18 protein-coding genes are annotated in these 18,925 nt (G+C 59.2%); 1 reads left to right on the top strand and 17 read right to left on the bottom strand.

The genetic code is table 11. The annotated features are described in order from the left end of the window. Positions 1-165: 165 nt before the first annotated feature. On the bottom strand, positions 166-999 hold the full coding sequence (locus tag KZ772_RS02995) for an MBL fold metallo-hydrolase (protein ID WP_290538401.1): 834 nt from the start codon (positions 997-999) through the stop codon (positions 166-168). 83 nt (positions 1,000-1,082) lie between these two features. Further along, a complete protein-coding gene (locus KZ772_RS03000) occupies positions 1,083-1,565 on the bottom strand; it encodes a hypothetical protein (protein WP_290538402.1) in 483 nt (160 codons plus the stop codon). A 74-nt stretch (positions 1,566-1,639) separates the two neighbouring features. Between KZ772_RS03000 and yaaA the strand changes: the two genes are divergently transcribed. After that, a complete protein-coding gene (gene yaaA / locus KZ772_RS03005) occupies positions 1,640-2,413 on the top strand; it encodes a peroxide stress protein YaaA (RefSeq protein WP_290538403.1) in 774 nt (257 codons plus the stop codon). A gap of 31 nt (positions 2,414-2,444) precedes the next feature. Here yaaA and KZ772_RS03010 read toward each other — a convergent pair whose 3' ends face one another. The 15 genes from KZ772_RS03010 to KZ772_RS03080 all read right to left on the bottom strand — a co-directional run bounded on the left by KZ772_RS03010 (position 2,445) and on the right by KZ772_RS03080 (position 18,696). Next, positions 2,445-2,741: a hypothetical protein gene (locus tag KZ772_RS03010; protein ID WP_290538404.1), complete on the bottom strand. Its 297-nt coding sequence runs from the start codon at positions 2,739-2,741 to the stop codon at positions 2,445-2,447. Between the two features lie 17 nt (positions 2,742-2,758). Continuing rightward, entirely contained in the window at positions 2,759-3,676 is a 918-nt protein-coding gene (locus tag KZ772_RS03015) for a universal stress protein (protein ID WP_290538405.1), read from the bottom strand. Further along, positions 3,673-4,419, bottom strand: a complete 747-nt coding sequence (fnr, locus tag KZ772_RS03020; protein ID WP_290538406.1) for a fumarate/nitrate reduction transcriptional regulator Fnr — start codon at positions 4,417-4,419, stop codon at positions 3,673-3,675. The genes KZ772_RS03015 and fnr overlap by 4 nt, the downstream gene beginning before the upstream one ends. A 47-nt stretch (positions 4,420-4,466) precedes the next feature. Next, positions 4,467-5,840 (bottom strand): oxygen-independent coproporphyrinogen III oxidase, encoded by a 1,374-nt coding sequence (gene hemN, locus KZ772_RS03025; protein ID WP_290538407.1) that lies wholly within the window; start codon positions 5,838-5,840, stop codon positions 4,467-4,469. Positions 5,841-5,906: 66 nt separating this feature from the next. Beyond that, complete coding sequence (locus KZ772_RS03030; RefSeq protein WP_290538408.1) at positions 5,907-6,683, bottom strand: sulfite exporter TauE/SafE family protein; 777 nt, start codon at positions 6,681-6,683, stop codon at positions 5,907-5,909. Continuing rightward, entirely contained in the window at positions 6,680-6,886 is a 207-nt protein-coding gene (gene ccoS, locus KZ772_RS03035) for a cbb3-type cytochrome oxidase assembly protein CcoS (protein WP_290538409.1), read from the bottom strand. Before ccoS ends, KZ772_RS03030 begins: the two co-directional genes overlap by 4 nt. Further along, complete coding sequence (locus tag KZ772_RS03040; protein ID WP_290538410.1) at positions 6,865-9,237, bottom strand: heavy metal translocating P-type ATPase; 2,373 nt, start codon at positions 9,235-9,237, stop codon at positions 6,865-6,867. Before KZ772_RS03040 ends, ccoS begins: the two co-directional genes overlap by 22 nt. Further along, positions 9,234-9,752 carry a FixH family protein gene (locus KZ772_RS03045; protein WP_290538411.1) on the bottom strand — a complete coding sequence of 173 codons (519 nt, stop codon included), beginning with the start codon at positions 9,750-9,752 and terminating at the stop codon, positions 9,234-9,236. The genes KZ772_RS03040 and KZ772_RS03045 overlap by 4 nt, the downstream gene beginning before the upstream one ends. After that, positions 9,724-11,139 carry a cytochrome c oxidase accessory protein CcoG gene (gene ccoG, locus KZ772_RS03050; protein WP_290538412.1) on the bottom strand — a complete coding sequence of 472 codons (1,416 nt, stop codon included), beginning with the start codon at positions 11,137-11,139 and terminating at the stop codon, positions 9,724-9,726. Before ccoG ends, KZ772_RS03045 begins: the two co-directional genes overlap by 29 nt. A gap of 80 nt (positions 11,140-11,219) precedes the next feature. Continuing rightward, complete coding sequence (gene ccoP / locus KZ772_RS03055; RefSeq protein WP_290538413.1) at positions 11,220-12,131, bottom strand: cytochrome-c oxidase, cbb3-type subunit III; 912 nt, start codon at positions 12,129-12,131, stop codon at positions 11,220-11,222. Then, complete coding sequence (locus KZ772_RS03060) at positions 12,128-12,280, bottom strand: cbb3-type cytochrome c oxidase subunit 3 (protein ID WP_290538414.1); 153 nt, start codon at positions 12,278-12,280, stop codon at positions 12,128-12,130. Before KZ772_RS03060 ends, ccoP begins: the two co-directional genes overlap by 4 nt. Further along, the gene (gene ccoO / locus KZ772_RS03065; RefSeq protein WP_290538415.1) at positions 12,277-12,912 is read right to left on the bottom strand and encodes a cytochrome-c oxidase, cbb3-type subunit II; all 636 of its coding nucleotides are present in this window, start codon (positions 12,910-12,912) and stop codon (positions 12,277-12,279) included. The genes KZ772_RS03060 and ccoO overlap by 4 nt, the downstream gene beginning before the upstream one ends. A gap of 10 nt (positions 12,913-12,922) precedes the next feature. Next, positions 12,923-14,353, bottom strand: coding sequence for a cytochrome-c oxidase, cbb3-type subunit I (gene ccoN / locus KZ772_RS03070; protein ID WP_290538416.1), 1,431 nt, complete (start codon positions 14,351-14,353; stop codon positions 12,923-12,925). Between the two features lie 186 nt (positions 14,354-14,539). Then, positions 14,540-17,674, bottom strand: coding sequence for an efflux RND transporter permease subunit (locus KZ772_RS03075; RefSeq protein WP_290538417.1), 3,135 nt, complete (start codon positions 17,672-17,674; stop codon positions 14,540-14,542). Then, entirely contained in the window at positions 17,674-18,696 is a 1,023-nt protein-coding gene (locus KZ772_RS03080) for an efflux RND transporter periplasmic adaptor subunit (RefSeq protein ID WP_290538418.1), read from the bottom strand. Before KZ772_RS03080 ends, KZ772_RS03075 begins: the two co-directional genes overlap by 1 nt. Between the last annotated feature and the right edge of the window lie 229 nt (positions 18,697-18,925).

An 18,925-nucleotide genomic window follows, 5' to 3' on the forward strand; every position in this document is an offset into this window, starting at 1 on the left:
CCTTGTGCCGAGGCACCTGTAGGAGCACCGCTTGAGGTGCGAAAGAGGCGGAGCGAGAAGCGAGTAACGAGTCGCGAAAACCAGAATCGTAGCGCCGGTTTGTTTTTCGCCTTTCGAAACTCGCTTCTCGTAACTCGTAACTCGTACTCTCCTTGGTTGGCGCAATCAGGTTTTGCGCCAACCCTGTTCGGCTTCCTCGGCTTTGCCATCTTCGGCCAGCTTGATCAGGTGGGCCTGCAAAGAGAACTGAGCCACACCGTGCAGGAATTCCGGCACGTCGTCGTAGACCACCTTCACCAGTACGCCCAGGGCTTGCGGGTTGCCCGATAGGGCATCCAGGACCTTGTCTTCACGTTTCTGTCGGTGCGCCAGGGTATGGCTGAGGGTCTCTTCCGGGTCGCTGATCACATCGCCATGGCCAGGAGCCATCATCGTGACACCGCGCTGCTGCAGTTTGCGCAGGGAGGCAAAGTAGGCCTGCATGGAACCGGAGGGTGGGGCGATCACTACAGTGGAGCCCTGGATCAGGTGATCGCCGGTAAACAGCATGCCATCATCACTGAGGTAGCACAGGTGGTTACCCACATGGCCTGGGGTTTCAATTACCTGTAATGAAACGCCGCCGCAATCCACCCGGTCTCCCTCGGCCAACAGACGGTCTGACTGCCAGCTCTCGTCTTGTAGTCCATCATCGGGTACCGAGGGGCCCAGGCAACGAGCCCCGGTGGCTGCCACCAATGCCAGGGCGCCAGGGGAATGGTCTCGATGAGTATGGGTGACCACGATCTGCTCGATGGGCTTTCCCAGGGTTCGGGCAGCCTGCAGCAGAGCCTGCAGGTGTTCCTGATCCTCGGGGCCGGGATCAATGACCGTCAGACTATCCTTGCCAAACAGATAACTGTTGGTGCCTGGCCCGGTCATCATGCCCGGGTTACGCGCCAGAACCCGCCAGGCATGATCGCCAATCGGGGTAAGCTGGCCGGGAATCAGTGATGCCATAATGACTCCTGGGAGTTTGAAGGGCGCATTGTGACGATTCACCCGGCAGGATGCCAGCCTGGCAGCCTTCCAGGCCCTGCCTACTACTTTTTCGGGTAAGCCAGCTTGTCGATCGCATCCAGCTCCCAGCGATCCACCGGGGTGTCTTCGGGCGGATGGCGGCTGACCACGGCAAAGGGGTAGTCCTGACCGACGGGAACATACATCTGCAGATCAATTGGCTGCTGGTAAATCACCGTGCATTCGCTTTCAGTCTCCGGGCAGGACAGGGCTCGTGCCTGGAGCGTTACCGCCGCCACATTCATTTCACTACGATTGGCCAGGTTGCCGGTCAGGCGCACGCCGGATTCCGAGGCAAGACTTTCTTTCAATGTCACCACAATACCGTTCGGCGGGAGGCGCACCTGATCGTCCCGGCCACCATGCCAGACACCAACGCCAAGTACGATGAGGCCCGCCAATACCAGGCTAAGCACCAGATAGAAAGGTCGACGGCCCCATTGCCAGCTACCCCACAACAGCACGGTAACCGCGATAATGACAGTCAATACCAGTAATAGGCGCATTTATTCTCCTGAATTGCAGACCTCACACCCCCTGATTCATATAATCCCCGGAGTCATATGTAAAGGAGAAGGCCATGCTGATTGTTGTCTCGCCGGCAAAAACCCTGGATTACGAGAGCGAATTGCCAACGCTGAAAACCACCCAGCCCCGTTTGCTGGATGATAGTGAGGTGTTGATCGAGCGGGCGCGCCAGCTTTCTCCGGCAGATGTCAGCAGCCTGATGAGCGTCAGCGACAAGATTGCGCATCTCAATGTGGAGCGTTTTGCCCAGTGGCAGCGGCCCTTCAACAAGAGCAATGCCCGACCGGCAGCGTTCGCTTTCAAAGGCGACGTTTATACCGGCCTGGAAATCGATACCTTTACCGACAACCAGCTCAAGGAAGCCCAGAATTCCTTCCGCATGCTGTCAGGGTTATATGGTGTGCTGCGTCCATTGGACCTGATGCAGCCATACCGGCTGGAAATGGGCACGAAACTGGATAACCCCCGCGGCAAGGACCTCTATACGTTCTGGGGCGACATTATCACCGAACAGCTCAACAAGGATATGAAAGCGGCGAAAACCGACGTACTGGTGAATCTGGCATCCAATGAGTATTTCAAATCCGTGAAGAAGAAAGCCATCGATGGCCGCATCATTGAGCCCGTATTTCAGGATGAGAAAAACGGCAAGTACAAGGTGATCAGCTTTTACGCCAAGAAGGCCCGGGGATTGATGGCGGCGTGGATCATCAAGAAAGGCATCAAGGATCCGGCAAAACTGCAGAATTTTGATGTGGCGGGTTATCGTTTCTGCGCGGCGGAATCGACAGCGGATAAGCCGGTATTTCGGCGGCAAGAACAGTAGGAGCGTCGCCAGCGACGCTCCTGGAGCACGGCTAGTCTCTGTCTTCGAATTCGCTGCGGGCGGCAAGCAGGCCGGTTTTCAGGCCATCCCAGGCCAGCTCCACGCCGGCTTTGATGTCTTGCCAAGCATCCTCGCCATGGGATTCAAGCTTTTCCAGTTTCGCTTCCAGCGCGTCGCGGCGTTCTTCAATGTCAGCAATTCTCTGCTTGGCTTCCGCGCGCCACTCTTCTCGTTTGTCGCCCAGCCTGGCAGTCAGCCGATCCAGCTGATAATCCCAGTCTTCCAGCTTCTGGCGAATGTTGTCGGCAAAATCCTTCTTGTCAGTCATTGTGTGGTTCTCCTGAGTCAGGCTTGCCAGGGGCTCTGGAAGCCTTCGGGTTTGATCACCAGCACATCGGTGCTGGCACGGGTAATGACGGATTCTGCGGTGGCACCGAGCAGCAACCTTTCCGGAAGGTTGCGATGCACAGTACCGACCACCAGCACATCGATGTTTTGTTCATCACAATATCTGGCCAGTGTTGGCGCGACCGGGCCGGTCAGGATTGTCATCTGATCCTGGCCAAGTCCGTTGGCGGAGCCGAACTGCAGAAAGCGTTCGCGGTAGAACTCGCGGATCTTGTCCATTCCGCCGCTGTAATCGGGGATCGCTTCGCCCACCAGCAGAATCAGGCTGTCGTCCATTTCATCCAGCACATGGCAGGCTCGCAAGGTACCGCCTAGCTTGCTTGAAAGTTGGCCTGCGGCATCAAGCACCTCGATTGCCAGCGGATCATCCGGCTGCTCCTCGCTGCCCGGGTCCAGAGCGGCCAGTATTCTCGGGGAGGGCGACCACTGAGGGCCATGCACACACAGCACCGGGCAGGGCGCCTTGCGAATCAGTTGCCAGTCCCGGGGCGTAAACAGATGCCGGCGCAGACCGCTCTCTTCGCTGGTATGTACCACCAACATGGCGGGTTGCAGGCCAAGAATGCTGTCGCGCAGGGCCGCCATGCTGTCTTTGTGCCACAAAATGGAAAGCTCGCAGCCCTCACTGTCCGTCAGTTCGCCGATGCGCTTCTGCCAGGCTTTATGGATCTGTGCCCGGGCGGCGTTGCGGCGCTCCTGATCAACGCCAACGGCACGCAGCATGGCAGAGGAGTAGGCATTGACCAGAACATGCAGCGGCACCTGCCTGGCAGCAGCGATTTGTTGAGCCTTGTGCAACGCTGGCTGGGGTGCCTTCAGGTCACTGTCGAGAATGGCCAGAACGGGGGCAGTCACAGGCTGGCCTCCAGGTTCTGCCGTTCACCGCAAAGGCTGCCACGATCCAGAATTTCCACTTCGCGACCTTCTACGCGCAGCCATTCATTCTGTTGAAAGCGGGTAAAGATACGACTGACGGTTTCCACCGCCAGCCCCAGATAGTTGGCGATGTCATAGCGAGACATGGGCAGGCGGAATATTCGCTCGCTGAGTCCGCGGCGTTGGTGGCGGGCTGACATGGACAGCAGTAGCGAGGCCACCCGATCGTCGGCATTTTTCTTGCTGAGCAGCATGTGCAGCTCGCGGTCAGAGCGAATTTCGTTGCTCATCAGACTGAAGAAATGGTGCTGCAGCGAAGGGATCCGTTGAGACAGCATTTCCAGCTTGGAGAAAGGGATCTCGCAGACCGTGGCGGTTTCCAGGGCCTTGGCATTGGAAACGTGGTGCGCAGTACTGATGCCATCCATACCCAGCACTTCACCGGGCAGATAAAAACCGGTGACCTGTTCGTCGCCTTCATCGCTGAGCACATAGGTTTTCAGCGCGCCGGAGCGGACCGCATAGACCGCCTGGAAATCATCCGCCGCACGAAACAGGTGCTCGCCGCGCTTCAGGGGGCGCCCCCGGTGAATGATGCGATCCAGCTCGTCGAGCTGTGCCGGCGCCACTGCCAAGGGGAGGCAGATGGGGCTCAGACTGCAGTCATTGCAGGAAACATGTTGGGACACGGTGCGACTCCGGTTGATAGCTGCGTAATGCAAATTTCACCTTGCAGTATAGGGCAGGGTGAACAACAAACGAACAAGATTCAAATGATGCGACTGAAGCGATTTCTGGCCTCGTTCTGGGTATATCTGTCAAAAGGCATCACCAGGGCTCGACTGACTAGTCTGCCCTGGTCCGTGATGACCAGCCGGTGCTTGTCAACGCGCACCAGTCCCTGGGCCTCAAACTCCACCCAGGCAGCCAGGGCGTCCACAAAATAGTCCGGAAAATTGATTTGCCACTGCTCACTGAACAGCTTCATGTCCACGTATAAGTCGCACAGTAATCGCATGATCAGGTCCCGGCGCATCTGATCGTCGCGATCCAGCACATAGCCCTGTTCTATAGTGGACTGGCCCTGGTCGATGGCTTCCGACCACTGACTTAATGATTTCATGTTCTGGGCGTAAAGATTGCCAATCTGGCTGATGGCGCTGACGCCAAAACCCAGCAAGTCTGCATCGCCGTGCAGGGTGTAGCCCTGGAAATTACGATGCAACAGCCCGTTACGCTGGGCCACAGCAATCTCGTCGTTTTCCAGGGCAAAGTGGTCCATGCCGATGAAGACGTAGCCGGCATCCTGCAGAATGCGTCCGGCGCGCACGAACATGGCCAGCTTCTCATCCGGGCTGGGCAGTGCCATGTCCGGAATCTGGCGCTGGATCTTGAAGCGCGCCGGCAGGTGGGCGTAGTTGTAGAGCGAGATGCGGTCCGGCCGCAGGTCGGCAATCTGCTCAAGGGTTCTGGCCATGCTGGACTCGGACTGCCAGGGCAGCCCGTAAATCAGATCGGTATTGATGGATTTGAAACCGAAATCCCGCGCCCATTCCATGGTCTGACGAATCATTTCGTAGGGCTGCACGCGATTGACAGCCTGCTGCACACGCAAATCCAGGTCCTGAACGCCAAGGCTGATACGGTTGAAACCCAGGCCACGCAGCAGCCCTAAGCGGGCCTGATCCACGGTACGCGGATCAATCTCGATGGCATAGTCGCCACGGTCGTCTTCGCGCAAGGTGAAGTGCCGGGCCATGTAGTAGACCAGCTCGGTGATCTGGGCGTCACTGAGAAATGTGGGGGTGCCGCCACCCCAATGGATCTGGGTCACCGGTCGCTGGCTGTCCACTTGTTCGGCACGCCGGCCGATTTCCTGCTTGAGACGTTTCAGGTATTCCGCCGCCCGACTGCGATTGGCAGTGACGATACGGTTGCAGGCGCAGTAATAGCAGACGGTGCTGCAGAAGGGCACGTGCACATACAGGGAGAGCGGCCGGCGAGCCGCATTACCGGCCTCGACGGCCCGGGCATAATCCGCCTCGCTAACTTCCTCATGAAACTGTGGGGCAGGGGGGTAAGAGGTGTAACGCGGTCCCGGACCGCCATACTGGCTGATCAAGGTTTTGTCCCAGGTGGCCACACTCTCTCTCCTGTTGAGTGGTTTTGCCCATTATGGCTGGCCGCGAAGGGTCAATGTTGACCTGGATCAAGTGTCGGAATGATGGTGCTGATGTGACGGGGAGAGTGCAGGCGGCATAGCGCCATGATGACCGGTATGCGTCCCCTGGCTCATGGACCAGGCTTGCCAGAAGAACACCAGCGCCAGCATCAGGGTCAGCAGCGCCGCCACTTTTGGCCAAGGTCCGGTCCGGAAACGCTGCAGCTGCGAAGCGATAACCCCGGTGGTGGCCACCGGCATCACGGTGACAGCGCCGAAGCAGAGCATCACCAGGGCGCCCGCCAACGCGGTGCCCGAGGTAATGGCCAGGGCCAGCGCCGTATAGACCAGCCCGCAGGGAAGCAGCCCCCATAATCCGCCCAGCGCCAGGGCTTTTGCCGGGTGATCCACCGGCAGCAAGCGGCGGGTCAGAGGTTGCAAGCGGCGCCACAACCCGGTGCCTATACCTTCCAGTTTTTTCAGTAGCACGCCGCGCCCCAGCAGATAACCACTGAGCAGCAACATCAGCACACCGGACAGGGCAAGACCAATGGCCATGGAAGGGCCGGGTAGCCACTCCAGCAGGACCTTTCCCAGCGCGCCGGCCAGGCTGCCGAGCACCACATACGTCGACACCCGGCCGGCACCGAACAACAACTGCCAGCCCCACAGGGATTTCCCCTGGCGGCGCTGTTCAGGAATCGAAAAGGTGAGGGCACTGCTGATGCCGCCACACATGCCGATACAGTGAACGCTGCCGGCGCTAGCTAAAAGGAAAGCGCTGGCCAGCAACGCCAACAGAGATTCCGGTGCTTCCGGCATCATGACTCCCGATCGCTGTCGTCATTGGTGGCGTCTTTGCGGGTGCTTGAACGGCCCTTTCTCTGCTCCCGGTCTTCAAACACCACTCGCCAGGAGGCATTGTCCAGATCATCAAACTGATCCTTGCGCAGGGCCCAGAACAGGGCCCAGATGGCACCGGCCAGAAACAGTAATGCCAGCGGAATCAGCAGGAGGACGATTTCCATCGGGTAACTCGCATTGCGTTGAGGGTGACCAGCAGCGAACTGGCAGACATGCCCAGCGCCGCTGCCCAGGGGGGAATCCAGCCGGCCACGGCAAAGGGAACCGCCAGCAGATTGTAGAGCAGGGCCCAGGTCAGGTTCTGGCGGACCGTGCGCTGGCAAAGGCGTGCCAACGAGGTCAGAGCGGGCAGGGCATACAAGTTGTCCTTGAGCAGATACAGCCCCGCCGCCCGCTGCGCCAGGCTGGTGGCATTGGCGGTGGCCACGGACACATCCGCAGTCAGCATGGCCTGGGCATCATTGATGCCGTCACCGACCATCATTTGCGGGCCGGCCTTTTGCAGCTCCGTGAGCCAGCGGGTCTTGTCGGCGGGCTGCATGCCGGCATGCCATTCCTCCAGCGACAATGCCAGGGCAACCGGCGCGGCGGCGGCTTCGTTGTCGCCGGTGGCCATGCGCACGCTCAAACCCTGTTCGCGCAGCGCCCGGGTTACGGCAATGCTTTCCTCACGGAGACTGTCCTGCAGCCACAAATACAGCTGTACCGTGCCATCACCGCTCAGCTGCAGGCAGGTGGTGCCCGGGCGTGCCTGATGTGGTGCGCCACTGATTCGCCATTGCTGCCCCTGAAGTCTGCCACTGATACCGTTGCTATCCGGCTGGATGGCAGTGACCAGGGGATTGCGTGCAATGTCCCGGAAAGCCTGCGCCAGCGGGTGAGGGTTGTTCCATTCCAGGGCAGCGACAATGGCAAGCAGATCGGCGGTTGGTTTGTCACAGACCGCCTGCGTGTCTACCAGCGAGAAACGCCCCTGTGTCAGGGTGCCGGTCTTGTCGAAAAGTACTCCGCCAAGCTGTGGTAAGCGCAGCAGCTGGCGAGGTGATGCCACCAGCACCCCTTCGCGCAGGGCTGTACCCAGCGTCGCCGAGAGTGTTAACGGCACTGCCAGCGCCAGTGCGCACGGGCAGGTAATCACCAGCACCGCCAGGGTATGATCAAAGGCCTCGCCCGGCCCAGCAGGCCAGTGCCATACCAGTGTGAAGGTGGCCAGCAACAGAACGGCGCCGGTGAACAGCGGCGCGATGCGGTGCCAGTCACGGATTACATCCAGCCGTTCGCGGCTGGCCAGTTCCACCTGCTCGGCGATACGGGCAATCTGGCTGTGGTCGGCGGCGCACTCTGCCTCCAGAGTAATGGAGCCTTCCTGCAGCCGGGCACCAGCCACCAGGCGGGAATCCGTTCCCCTGGTTACCGGCAGGGATTCACCGGTCAGAGCGGCTTCATCAAAAGTGCCATGACCCTCGACGATGCGCCCATCCACCGGCACCACATCACCCTGAATCAGCAGCACCCGGTCGCCGGCTACGACCTGCCGCAGGCTGACCCACTGCGGCTGATCACCACTTAGGCGTCGCACCGCACGGGGCAGGGTATCGCCGAGCCTCGCGTAGCCGGCATAAATCGCCTGGCGCTGACGGTGTTCCAGCCAGCGACTTATCAGCAGGAAGAAAACGAACATGGCGGCGGAATCGAAGTAAACGTGGCTGCCGCCAGTGAACATGGCCACCAGGCTGCCACCCCAGGCCAGAAAAAGGGCCAGGGCGATAGGGGCATCCATGGTCAGGCTGCCATTTCGCAGCCCACGCCAGGCGCCCTGAAAGAAAGGCCAACCGGCATAGAACACCACCGGGGTTGCGACAAAAAAACTGGCCAGGCGGAAAACCCATTCATACACCGCATCCGCGCCGTCGAAGACACCGATATACAAGGCCATGGAATACATCATGGCCTGCATGGCACCGAGGCCGGCCAGGATCAGCCGGCCCAACAAACGTTTGTGTTCGCGGCGGTTGGCCGCGCTGGCAGCAGGATCGCCGGGCAAGCTGACGCCATAGCCCAGCTGCTGGATACGGCGGGCGGTTTCCCTGGCTTGCGGTGCCCCCTGGTAGTCCACCGTTAGTGTCATGCCCGCAAGATTGACGCTGGCGCGGCTGACCCCCGGTTGTGAGGACAGGGCTTTTTCGATCAGCCAGCTGCAGGCAGCACAGGTGAGGCCACTGAGTTGCAGCTGCAGTCGTTCGCCGTCCGGCAGCGGCGAACAGTGTGGTGCGAGCAGGTCAGGAATCTCGAACAGGGCCAGATCCAGTTCCGCGCGGCGCGCATCCGGCGCCGGGGCTTCGTCCTGTCGAATCCGGTAATAGTCATCCAGCCCCATGCCATAAATGGTTTCGATGGCGGCAGCACATCCCGGGCAGCAGGCATCACGGCTTCCCTCAGGGGTGCGGGCGGAGAAGGCGCCAGGCGGCGCAGGTTGTCCGCAGTGCCAGCAGGGTGGTGTGAGGCTCTGGTTCATGGCGTGCTAACGTGCCCCAGGCGCACCGTGCCGTCTTCAATGCTGCCGCTCTGGTAAAGACGCCAGTGGCCCTCAGGGGTGGAGGCGGTAGCGATAAAGCGCCCCGTTGAGGGAAGGGCTCCGTCGCTACGGAAAACGCCATTGCCCTGATGGTGGAATGTCAGCAACAGATCCTTTTCCTTGAGCGTGGGGTGGCGCAACGCCACGGTAATAACGTCTGGCGCGGGGATTTCTGCCTCGCTGCTCAGCCTTGCCTGAACCCCGGCACCCACCTGGGACATCACAAGACCAATGCCCAGCCGTGCGGCAATCTGTTCCTGTTCCACGGAACGGTTAATGCCCCGGCCTTCCTTGTACCATTCATCGACCACCGGAGCGTCTGCATTGATGACTGCGATATACAGGGTTGTCAGGCCGGCAATCACTGAACTGGCTGGCAGTAAAATGGCCAGCCACAGCAGCGGGTAGCGATACCAGGGGCGGTCATCAACGTGGTGTGATGAAACGGGATTCATGCTGTTTCTCCAGGTCTGGGTCGTCCAGTGACCTTACTGAAAACCAGATGGTGGATGACTGCATTTCCACCTCGTAGGGGTCATAACTCACCGTCACTGGCAGGGACAGGTGCTGCCCGGGCTGAATGGTAAACTCGGTGCGGTTTTCCATTCGTAGCCCCTCAGGGCCTTTCAGGCTCAGTGTATAGCGATGGGTGTTCTGGCCCTTGTTGAGAATTTCAAGCCGATAGATGTTCTCTACGCGGCCACTGCTGGCAACCCGGAACAGCTGATTGCGATCGCGCAGTACATCCACCTGCAAGGGTACACGGTTATAGAGCGTGACCATGAACAAGGTAGCCATGGCCAGCAAGACCATGCCATAACCGATCAACCGGGGTCGCAGCACCCGGGATTGTTTACCCTCCAGTGCGTTTTCGGTGGTGTAGCGGATCAAGCCCCTGGGTTTGTCGATGTGATCCATGACATCGTCGCAGGCATCGATGCAAGCCGCGCAGGTAATGCATTCGTATTGGAGCCCGTCGCGAATATCAATGCCGGTAGGGCAGACCTGAACACAAAGTCCGCAGTCAATGCAGTCGCCTTTTTCGACGGTCTGCGGTGCCTGATTCCGCTTCTTGCTGCCTCGGCCACGGGGTTCGCCGCGGTCTTCATCGTAGGAAACAATGAGTGTTTCACGGTCGAACATGACGCTCTGAAAACGCGCATAGGGGCACATATACAGGCACACCTGCTCACGCATGAAACCGGCATTCATGTAGGTGGCAGCGGTAAAGAAAGCAACCCAAAACAACTCCCAGCCGCCCCAGCTGAAATTGAAGATACGGACTGTCAGATCGGTAATGGGGGAGAAGTAGCCCACAAAAGTGAGACCGGTAAGAAATGCCAGCGCCAGCCACATGACATGCTTGCTGCCACGTCGCAGCAGCTTGCTGACGGACCAGGGGGCCTCGTCCATTTTCATGCGGCTGTGCCGGTCGCCTTCACACAATTGCTCTATCCACTGGAAAAAGCGGGTCCAGGTAGTCTGCGGGCAGACATAACCACAATAGACACGTCCGGCCAGAACCGTGAAGAAGAACAGGGCGAAGGCGGCAATGATCAGCATCCAGGAAAGGAACAGGAAATCCTGCGGCCAGAAGGTCAGGCCGAAAATATGGAACTGTCTGTTGGGCAGATCAAACAGCACTGCCTGCTGGCCATCCCAGCGGATCCAGGGCAGGGCAAGATAGAGCCCCATGGTGCTGAGGATGGTGAAGTCACGAATGCGCTGAAAACGACCGCTGATGGATTTAACCTGTATCCGTTTGCGTTTGGCATACAGGCTGATGGGCCCTTGTGCTTCCGGGCTGTCATCAACGGTTTTAATGCGGTCGCGGTCATTCATTACGCACCTCGAAAACTGCTGGCGTGATCCGCCGACACGGCCTGTCGCAGCCTTTTCAGACTGCGACAATGGCCCCGGCGTTACGGGGCTGGCTTGTTGGACAGGCTGTAAACGTAGGCCGCAATGACATGAATCTTCTCTTCACTGAGCAGATTTTCATGCTTGGGCATTTCCCCTTTTCGCCCTTCACGGATAGTGGTTTCGATGTCCTTCAGGCTTGGACCATAAAGCCAGGTGGTGTCCGTGAGATTGGGCGCACCCATAGCCTGAATCCCTTTGCCGTCCTGTCCATGGCACGCGGCGCAGATCGCGAATTTCGGCTTCGCCCGGTCGATGGCAGCGGCCTTCTCCGGATCCTTGGCAAGATCCGGCCGGCTCAGGCTTTGCACATAGATAGCCATATCGCGCACTGCCTTATCGGTATTGCCGATGGCTGCGGCCATGGGCGGCATCATGCCTGTGCGGCCCTGGGCGATGCTGGTAATGATCTGCTCGGGCTCGCCGCCATACAGCCAGTCATCATCGGCCAGGTTCGGGTAACCCTTGGCACCACGGGCGTCCGAGCCATGGCAAATGGCGCAATTGTTGGCAAACAAACGGCCACCGACGGCCAGAGCCTCCGGGTACTGGATCAGTTCGTCCACAGGCACTTTGGCAAACTGCTCAAACAACGGATCCGTCTGCCGCGCTACCAGCGCGACTTCCTTTTCATACTGAAGCGTACTGCTCCAGTTCAGCACCCCCTGGAACTTGCCAAGACCGGGATACAGCACCAGGTACACACATGCGAAGATCAATGTGCCGATGAACAGGAACAGCCACCAGCGGGGAAGCGGGGCATTACGTTCCTGGATACCGTCAAAGCTGTGGCCAGTAGTTTCCTTGGCCGCCTCTTCGGGGGAAATCTGATTGTTCCACAACAACAGGCCCGCACAGCCGAGCAGATTGATGGCAACGATAATGATGATGAACCAGCTCCAGAAATCACTCATTGCTCATCCCTCTCTTTTCGGCGATCAGCCTCAAGGGCCATGTGTGCGAGTTTTTCGTAGTCTTTCTTGCGGCTGGGCCGGTATACCCAGATCGTCATCGCAATAAAGGCCACAAAGAAGACCAGCGTAAACAGGGCTTGATAGCTCATTGTGCTACCTCCTTACGTTCCTGGCCCAGGGAAAGCAGATAGGCCACAAGTGCATCTTCTTCCGTGGCATCGGCCCACTCACCCTCGATCTTGCTCAACTGCTCAGTGATGTCCTGATCGCTGTAGGGCACACCGAAGGTGTCCTTGAACAGTCGCAAGGTCCTCTTGGTATCTCCCCAATCCACGGGATTTTCCTGCAGCCAGGGGTACGCCGGCATATTCGACTCCGGCACAACCTGGCGTGGATCGCGAAGATGTTCACGGTGCCATTGCTCGGTGATCGGACGCAGCCCCACGCGGGCCAGATCCGGCCCGGTCCGTTTGGAACCCCACAGGAAGGGGTGCTCCCAGACATCTTCGCCGGCCACGGAGTAGGCGCCGTAGCGTTCGGTTTCCGCACGCAGGGGACGCACCATCTGTGTATGGCAGACGTGGCAGCCTTCGCGGATATAGATGTCGCGGCCTTCCATTTCCAGGGCCGTATAGGGCTCAAGGGTTTCCAGTGGCTCGGTGGTGGCCTTCTGCCAGAACAGGGGCACGATTTCCGCCAGGCCACCGAAACTCACCGCAATCAATGTCAGCACAATCATCAGGCCGACATTCTTTTCCACTCTTTCATGGGCATTGGACATGTCGGTCTCCTCAGGCAGCCTGCAGCACGTTGTCGTCGCCATGGGTATCGTGTTCTGCAACGATAGTCTTGTAGACGTTGACAGCCATCAGCACCATGCCGGCGAAGAAAACCACCCCGCCGAGCAGGCGGATAGCGTAGAACGGTTGCCGTTCTACCAGCTCCTGCACGAAGTTGTAGGTGAGGGTGCCGTCTGCATTCACTGCTCGCCACATCAGCCCCTGCATGATGCCGGACACCCACATGGAAGCGATATACAGCACGGTACCGATGGTGCTCAGCCAGAAATGGGCATTGATCCAGCCCACCGAATACATCTGTTTGCGATCAAACAGGCGGGGAATCATTACGTAGATAGCCCCGATGGTAATCATGGCCACCCAGCCCAGCGCACCGGAATGAACATGGCCGATGGTCCAGTCGGTATTGTGGCTGAGCGCGTTGACGGTCTTGATGGACATCATCGGCCCTTCGAAAGTGCTCATGCCATAGAAGGACAGGGCGACGATCATGAAGCGAATGATCGGATCCGTGCGCAACTTATGCCAGGCCCCGGACAGGGTCATCATGCCATTGATCATGCCGCCCCAGCTGGGTGCCAACAGTACAATGGAGAACACCATGCCCACGGACTGAGCCCAGTCGGGCAGGGAAGAGTAGTGCAGGTGATGCGGGCCGGCCCACATGTACACGGCGATCAGGGCCCAGAAATGCACGATGGAAAGACGGTAGGAATATACCGGGCGCTGGGCCTGTACCGGCACGTAGTAGTACATCATGCCCAGGAAGCCTGCGGTCAGGAAAAAGCCCACCGCATTGTGCCCGTACCACCACTGCACCATGGCATCGATGGACCCGGAGTAGACCGAGTAGGATTTCATCGCGGACACAGGGATGGCGATGTTGTTGATCACATGGAGCAGGGCAACGGCAATGATAAAGGCGCCGTAGAACCAGTTAGCTACGTAAATATGCGGTTGTTTTCGGCGGGCAATGGTGGCGAAGAATACGATGGCATAGGCCACCCAGACCAGGGTGATCAGGATGTCTATGGGCCATTCCAACTCCGCGTATTCCTTGCTACTGGTGTAGCCCATGGGCAGGGTGATGGCCGCGGCCACGATTACCGCCTGCCAGCCCCAGAAACTGAAAGCGGCCAGCTTGGGAAACGCCAGGGTGGCCTGACAGGTTCGCTGCACGACGTAGTAACTGGTACCAATGAGGGCAGAGCCGCCAAAGGCAAAGATTACCGCGTTGGTGTGCAGTGGCCGTAACCGACCAAAACTGAACCAGGGTAACTCGAAATTGAGGACAGGCCAGGCAAGCTGGGCGGCGATAATGACCCCCACCAGCATCCCCACAATGCCCCAGACAACTGCCATGATGGTGAATTGTCGCACCACCGTGTAGTTGTAAGGTGGCGAAACCGCTGAATTTTCCATGTGCGTTTCCTTCCGAATAATGCGCTGGGTGACGATACCAAGCGCGTTCCATGGCTTTCTTGACGTAGATCAACAGCGCTGGTCGTAACCCTGGGACAAAATGTCTCACCCACCCTCAGATAGGCACAGTTACTTTGTGGTCATTTTTTGCGCTGGCGTCAACTCTCGGAAGGAAACGTTGCGGAATCAGCTCCTCTTCTGGAAAAGGGAAAGCACTAGTGCGGTCAGCGCTGGCAGGGAAGTGATGGTCACGATGGCGGTGCCGAGCAACCCGAACAGGACGATGGCCCCGACGCCGCGATAAAGCTCGGTGCCTTCGCCCGGAATCAGTACCAGCGGCGCCAGGCCGCAGACCGTGGTGATGGTGGTCATGGCGATGGGGCGTAGCCGTGAGGCCACCGCTTCGCTTACCGCATCCACGGCGCTCATGGTGTTATCGCGAAAATTCAACGTGGCCTGATGCACGATCAGGATCGGGTTGTTGACCACCGTGCCCATCAATATCAGAAAGCCGAGCATGGTAATCATGTCGAACGGCTGAGTCAGCGGCGCCAGGCCCAGTACAGGCAGCAGGGCACCCACGCCATTCATCAATGCCAACCCCAGCAGGCCGCTGGCGATGCCCAGTGGAATGGTGGTCATGATCAGCAGCGGGAACCCCCAGTGGGTGAAAATGGCCACCAGCAACAGGTAAACCAGCAGCAGGGCCACCACATAATTACCGGACAGGGATTCCTGGGTGGCCTGCAACTGGTCACTGGCCCCGGACAGCGTGATGCTGATAGTGTCCGGGATCTCTCCCGCATCGCGCAACTGCTGGATCATGTCGCGCACCCGGCTGACCCCGGTTTCCAGGGCCACGCCCCGGGGCGGGATGATATTCAGGGTCACCGTGCGTCGACCGTTGACCCGCCGTACCACACTGGTGTCCACGGTTTCTTTCAGGGTGGCCAGCGAAGACAGCGGCACCGTGGCGCCGATGGGGGTGTGCACCGGCAGGCCGGGGAGGGCGGCCAGATCGGGTCGGGTGCCGGTACGGTGGCTGTAGGCATAGATGTCGATCTTGTCGTCACCCAGGAAAAACTCATCCAGGTAGGCGCCATCGGTAAGCGCGGCGACGGTAAAGCCTAGCGCTTCCGTGGAAAACTGCACTTCGGCGGCGCGACTCCAGCGCGGGAGAACCTCTATCAGCGGCTGAGCCAGGGACAGGCTGGCGGGCTGGGACTGGATGCGAGGGTTATCGAAGACCTGTTCCGCTTCGCGCTCCAGCCGTGAGGCCGCCCTGTAGATTTCCGCCAGATCCGCGCCGGCCACATCCAGGGTCACACTGCGGGTGCCGCCGTCATTACTGGATATGATCGAACCCCGGGCCGCAAAGGCGCCCATGCCGGGATAACGTTGATAGATCTCGGTGATGGCATCCATCATCGCTTCCATATGCGCCGGGTCCACCGGCTCGGCGATGATGCGCAGACGCTCTGCATCCACACCCATATTTACATACTTCATTGGCGGCATGGCCAACTTGCCTGAGTCATAATCCGCCGGATCGGCGCCCACCAGTGGCAGAAATTCCGCTTCCACCTCGTCGGCGATGGCCGCCATGGTGCTGAGGTTATAACCCGGCGGCGCACTCATGCTGGCAAAGGTTTTCGGTTCCTCGCCCTCTGGCAGATATTCCGCCGGCGGCGTCAGGAACAGCACAATGGCGCCACCAATCAATACGGTGGCCAACAGGGTGATCACTTGCCGGGGGCGACTACTGGACAAGCGGTCGGAAAGGCGGTGCAGGGCGATCATCCAGCGGCTGTGCTGACCGTCATGGGCCACCACCGCACTGAAATCCAGCCGGGCGGAGAGGGTGGGAATCACCGTCATGGCCACCAGCATGGAGACCAGAATGGACGCGGACACGGCAATGGCAATGTCGGAATAGAGCTGGCCGGCCTCTTCCTGGATGAACACCACCGGCAGGAATACCAGCACCGTGGTCATGGTGGAGGCGAACACCGCTGGCCACACTTTCTGGATACCACTCACCGCGGCGCGAATCCGATCCAGGCCCTTGCGCCGTTCTATCTCAATGCTTTCCAGCACCACAATGGAATTATCCAGGGTCATGCCGATGGCAAAGGCGATCCCGGCCAGGGAAATCACATTGATGGTGCGCCCGGCCAGCAGCAGGCCCAGAAACGCCGCAATGGTGCAGATGGGAATACCGATCACGCCCACGGCGGTGATCTTCACCGAGCGCAGGAACAGGAACATGACCAGGGTGGCAAACACCGCGCCGATGGCCAGGTTGGTCCACACGTTGGCCACCGAGGCTTCCACATAGCGCACATCATCGGCGATCAACGCCATGCGCATGCCCGCCGGCTCCAGCACCTCCCGGTTGATCTGTGTCACCTGATCGAACATGGCGTACTTGATGTCGATGACATTGGAACCGGTCTCCCGGCGCACCGCCAGGCTGATCACCGGCTCACCATTCACCCGCGACAGGCTGCGAACCGGAAAGTGGTCCAGCACCACCGTGGCCACGTCCCGCAGGCGCACCAGGGAGTCGCCACTGCGCGCCAGAATCAGCTCATTGAGGCTATCGATATCCTTGAAACGTCCCACGGTACGCAGCAAATAACGCCGCTTGCCGCTTTCCAGCTCACCGCCGGACACATCCCGGTTGCGCTCACGCAGGGCATCGCGCACATCCACCACGGTGAGTCCGAACTGGGCCAGTTTCTGGGCATTGAGTAGTAACTGAACCTGGCGTTCGGCGCCGCCGCGCACTTCCACCTGGGATACCCCGGCCACGCTCTCCATTCGTGAGCGCACTTCGTCGTCAATGAAGTCCTGCATCATGTCCATATCCAGCCCGCGCGGGTTGTCGGGCAGGGGAGAGACGCGGTAATACATGAAGGCGTTGCTGGAAAAGGAGCTGGACAGAATGCGCGGCTGATCCACGTTGTCGGGGTAGGCGGGGACCTGGCTGAGTGCATTATTGACCCGGATCAGCGCATCAGTGATATTCACGCCAAACGGAAACTCCAGCTCGATTTCCGCTTCACCGCTGCTAGCGGAGGCCGTCATTCTCCGCAGGTTGGGCAGGTTACGCAGGTATTCCTCCTGCTCGATGAGGATTTCCTTCTCCACATCCTGGGGGGTGGCGCCGGGCCAACTGGTCACCACGGAAATGGTACGCACCTCCAGATCCGGAATCATCTGTACCGGAATACGCAGGGCCGCCAGAACGCCGAGCAGGGTGATGATCAGCACCACCACGGTCATCAGGGTGCCATTGCGGACAATCTTCTCGAACATTATTCCACCACCAGGATCTGGTCACCCTCGCGCAGACTCTCGTTGCCGCGCACCACCACGCGATCGCCTCGGCGCAAGCCATCCAGAATGGTGACTTGTTGGGACTGACCCGGCGCAACCTTGACCACCTTGCGGCGCGCCACCAGATTGTCGTCTTCCCCCTCGGCCAGCCAGACGGTGACATTGTCCTGGCTGTCACGGAGCAGGGCGTCCCGGGGCACCGTGGGGCGAGCATCTGCTGACAGCATCTGTAACCGGCCATTGATGGCCATCCCCGGAGTCAGGCCCTTTTCGTCAATACTGGCCCGCACCGTGAAGGTTCTCGCGGTAGGGTCGTTTACCGGCACAATGGCGGTGATTTTCGCGCCCATGGGCCTGTTGTTTTCATCGTCCAGCCAGACCTCAAGGCCGGTATCTCGGGAAATCTGCGGAAAATAACGTTGTGGAACAGCAAAATCCGCGTGCAGATCATCGCTACCCACCAGCTCGAACACGGTGGTGCCAGGTGTGAGCCATTCGCCGACCTCGGTGAGTTTTGCGCTGATCACACCACTGAAAGGGGCTCGCAGGGTGTGTCGCTTGAGCAGCGCCTGCTGGCGTGCCACCTCGGCCTGGCTGGCAGCCAGGGATGACTTGGCTACCTGAACCTCGGATTCCAGACTGCGCACCTCGCTGGCGGCGATGCTTCGTTTAGCTACCAGGCTGTTGGCTTCCTCCAGGCGCCGACGGGCATCGGCCAGGGTGGCCTGTTGCTGCTGATAATTGGCGCGGGCGCGCTGCAGCTCGAGTCCAGTCAGCTCCGCATCCAGCTCAATCAGCGGAGCCCCGGCGTCCACCTGATCGCCAATATCCACGAGCAATTTGCTCACCAGACCGGACACTGACGCGGAAAGCCGGGCGGCACGATCAGCTACCAGCGTGCCGTTAACCAGCAACGCATCCTGGGAGCGCGACAGATTCACCGTAGCCACGGATACTGGAGGGACAGTGACGACATACGTGTCCTTGTTGGTTATTTTCATATTTAGTCTTGGTTTTGCAGTCTAGCAGGGCCAATGGCAAGCCCGAGTGAATCGCAGGCGTAAGTATTGTATAAGGCTGGGTTGACACAGGATCAAATAGAACTACGCATAATGTATATTATGTTAATATAGACACCAAGCATGTCTATGTCCACTGTGTACATTATGAGGATGTAGTTGAGCTTCTCAGAATGGCCAGTCAGTATATGCACACCTTGTCCACTCTGCA

The organism is Alcanivorax sp. (genome assembly GCF_019431375.1).
In the GTDB taxonomy this organism is placed as follows: domain Bacteria; phylum Pseudomonadota; class Gammaproteobacteria; order Pseudomonadales; family Alcanivoracaceae; genus Alcanivorax; species Alcanivorax jadensis_A.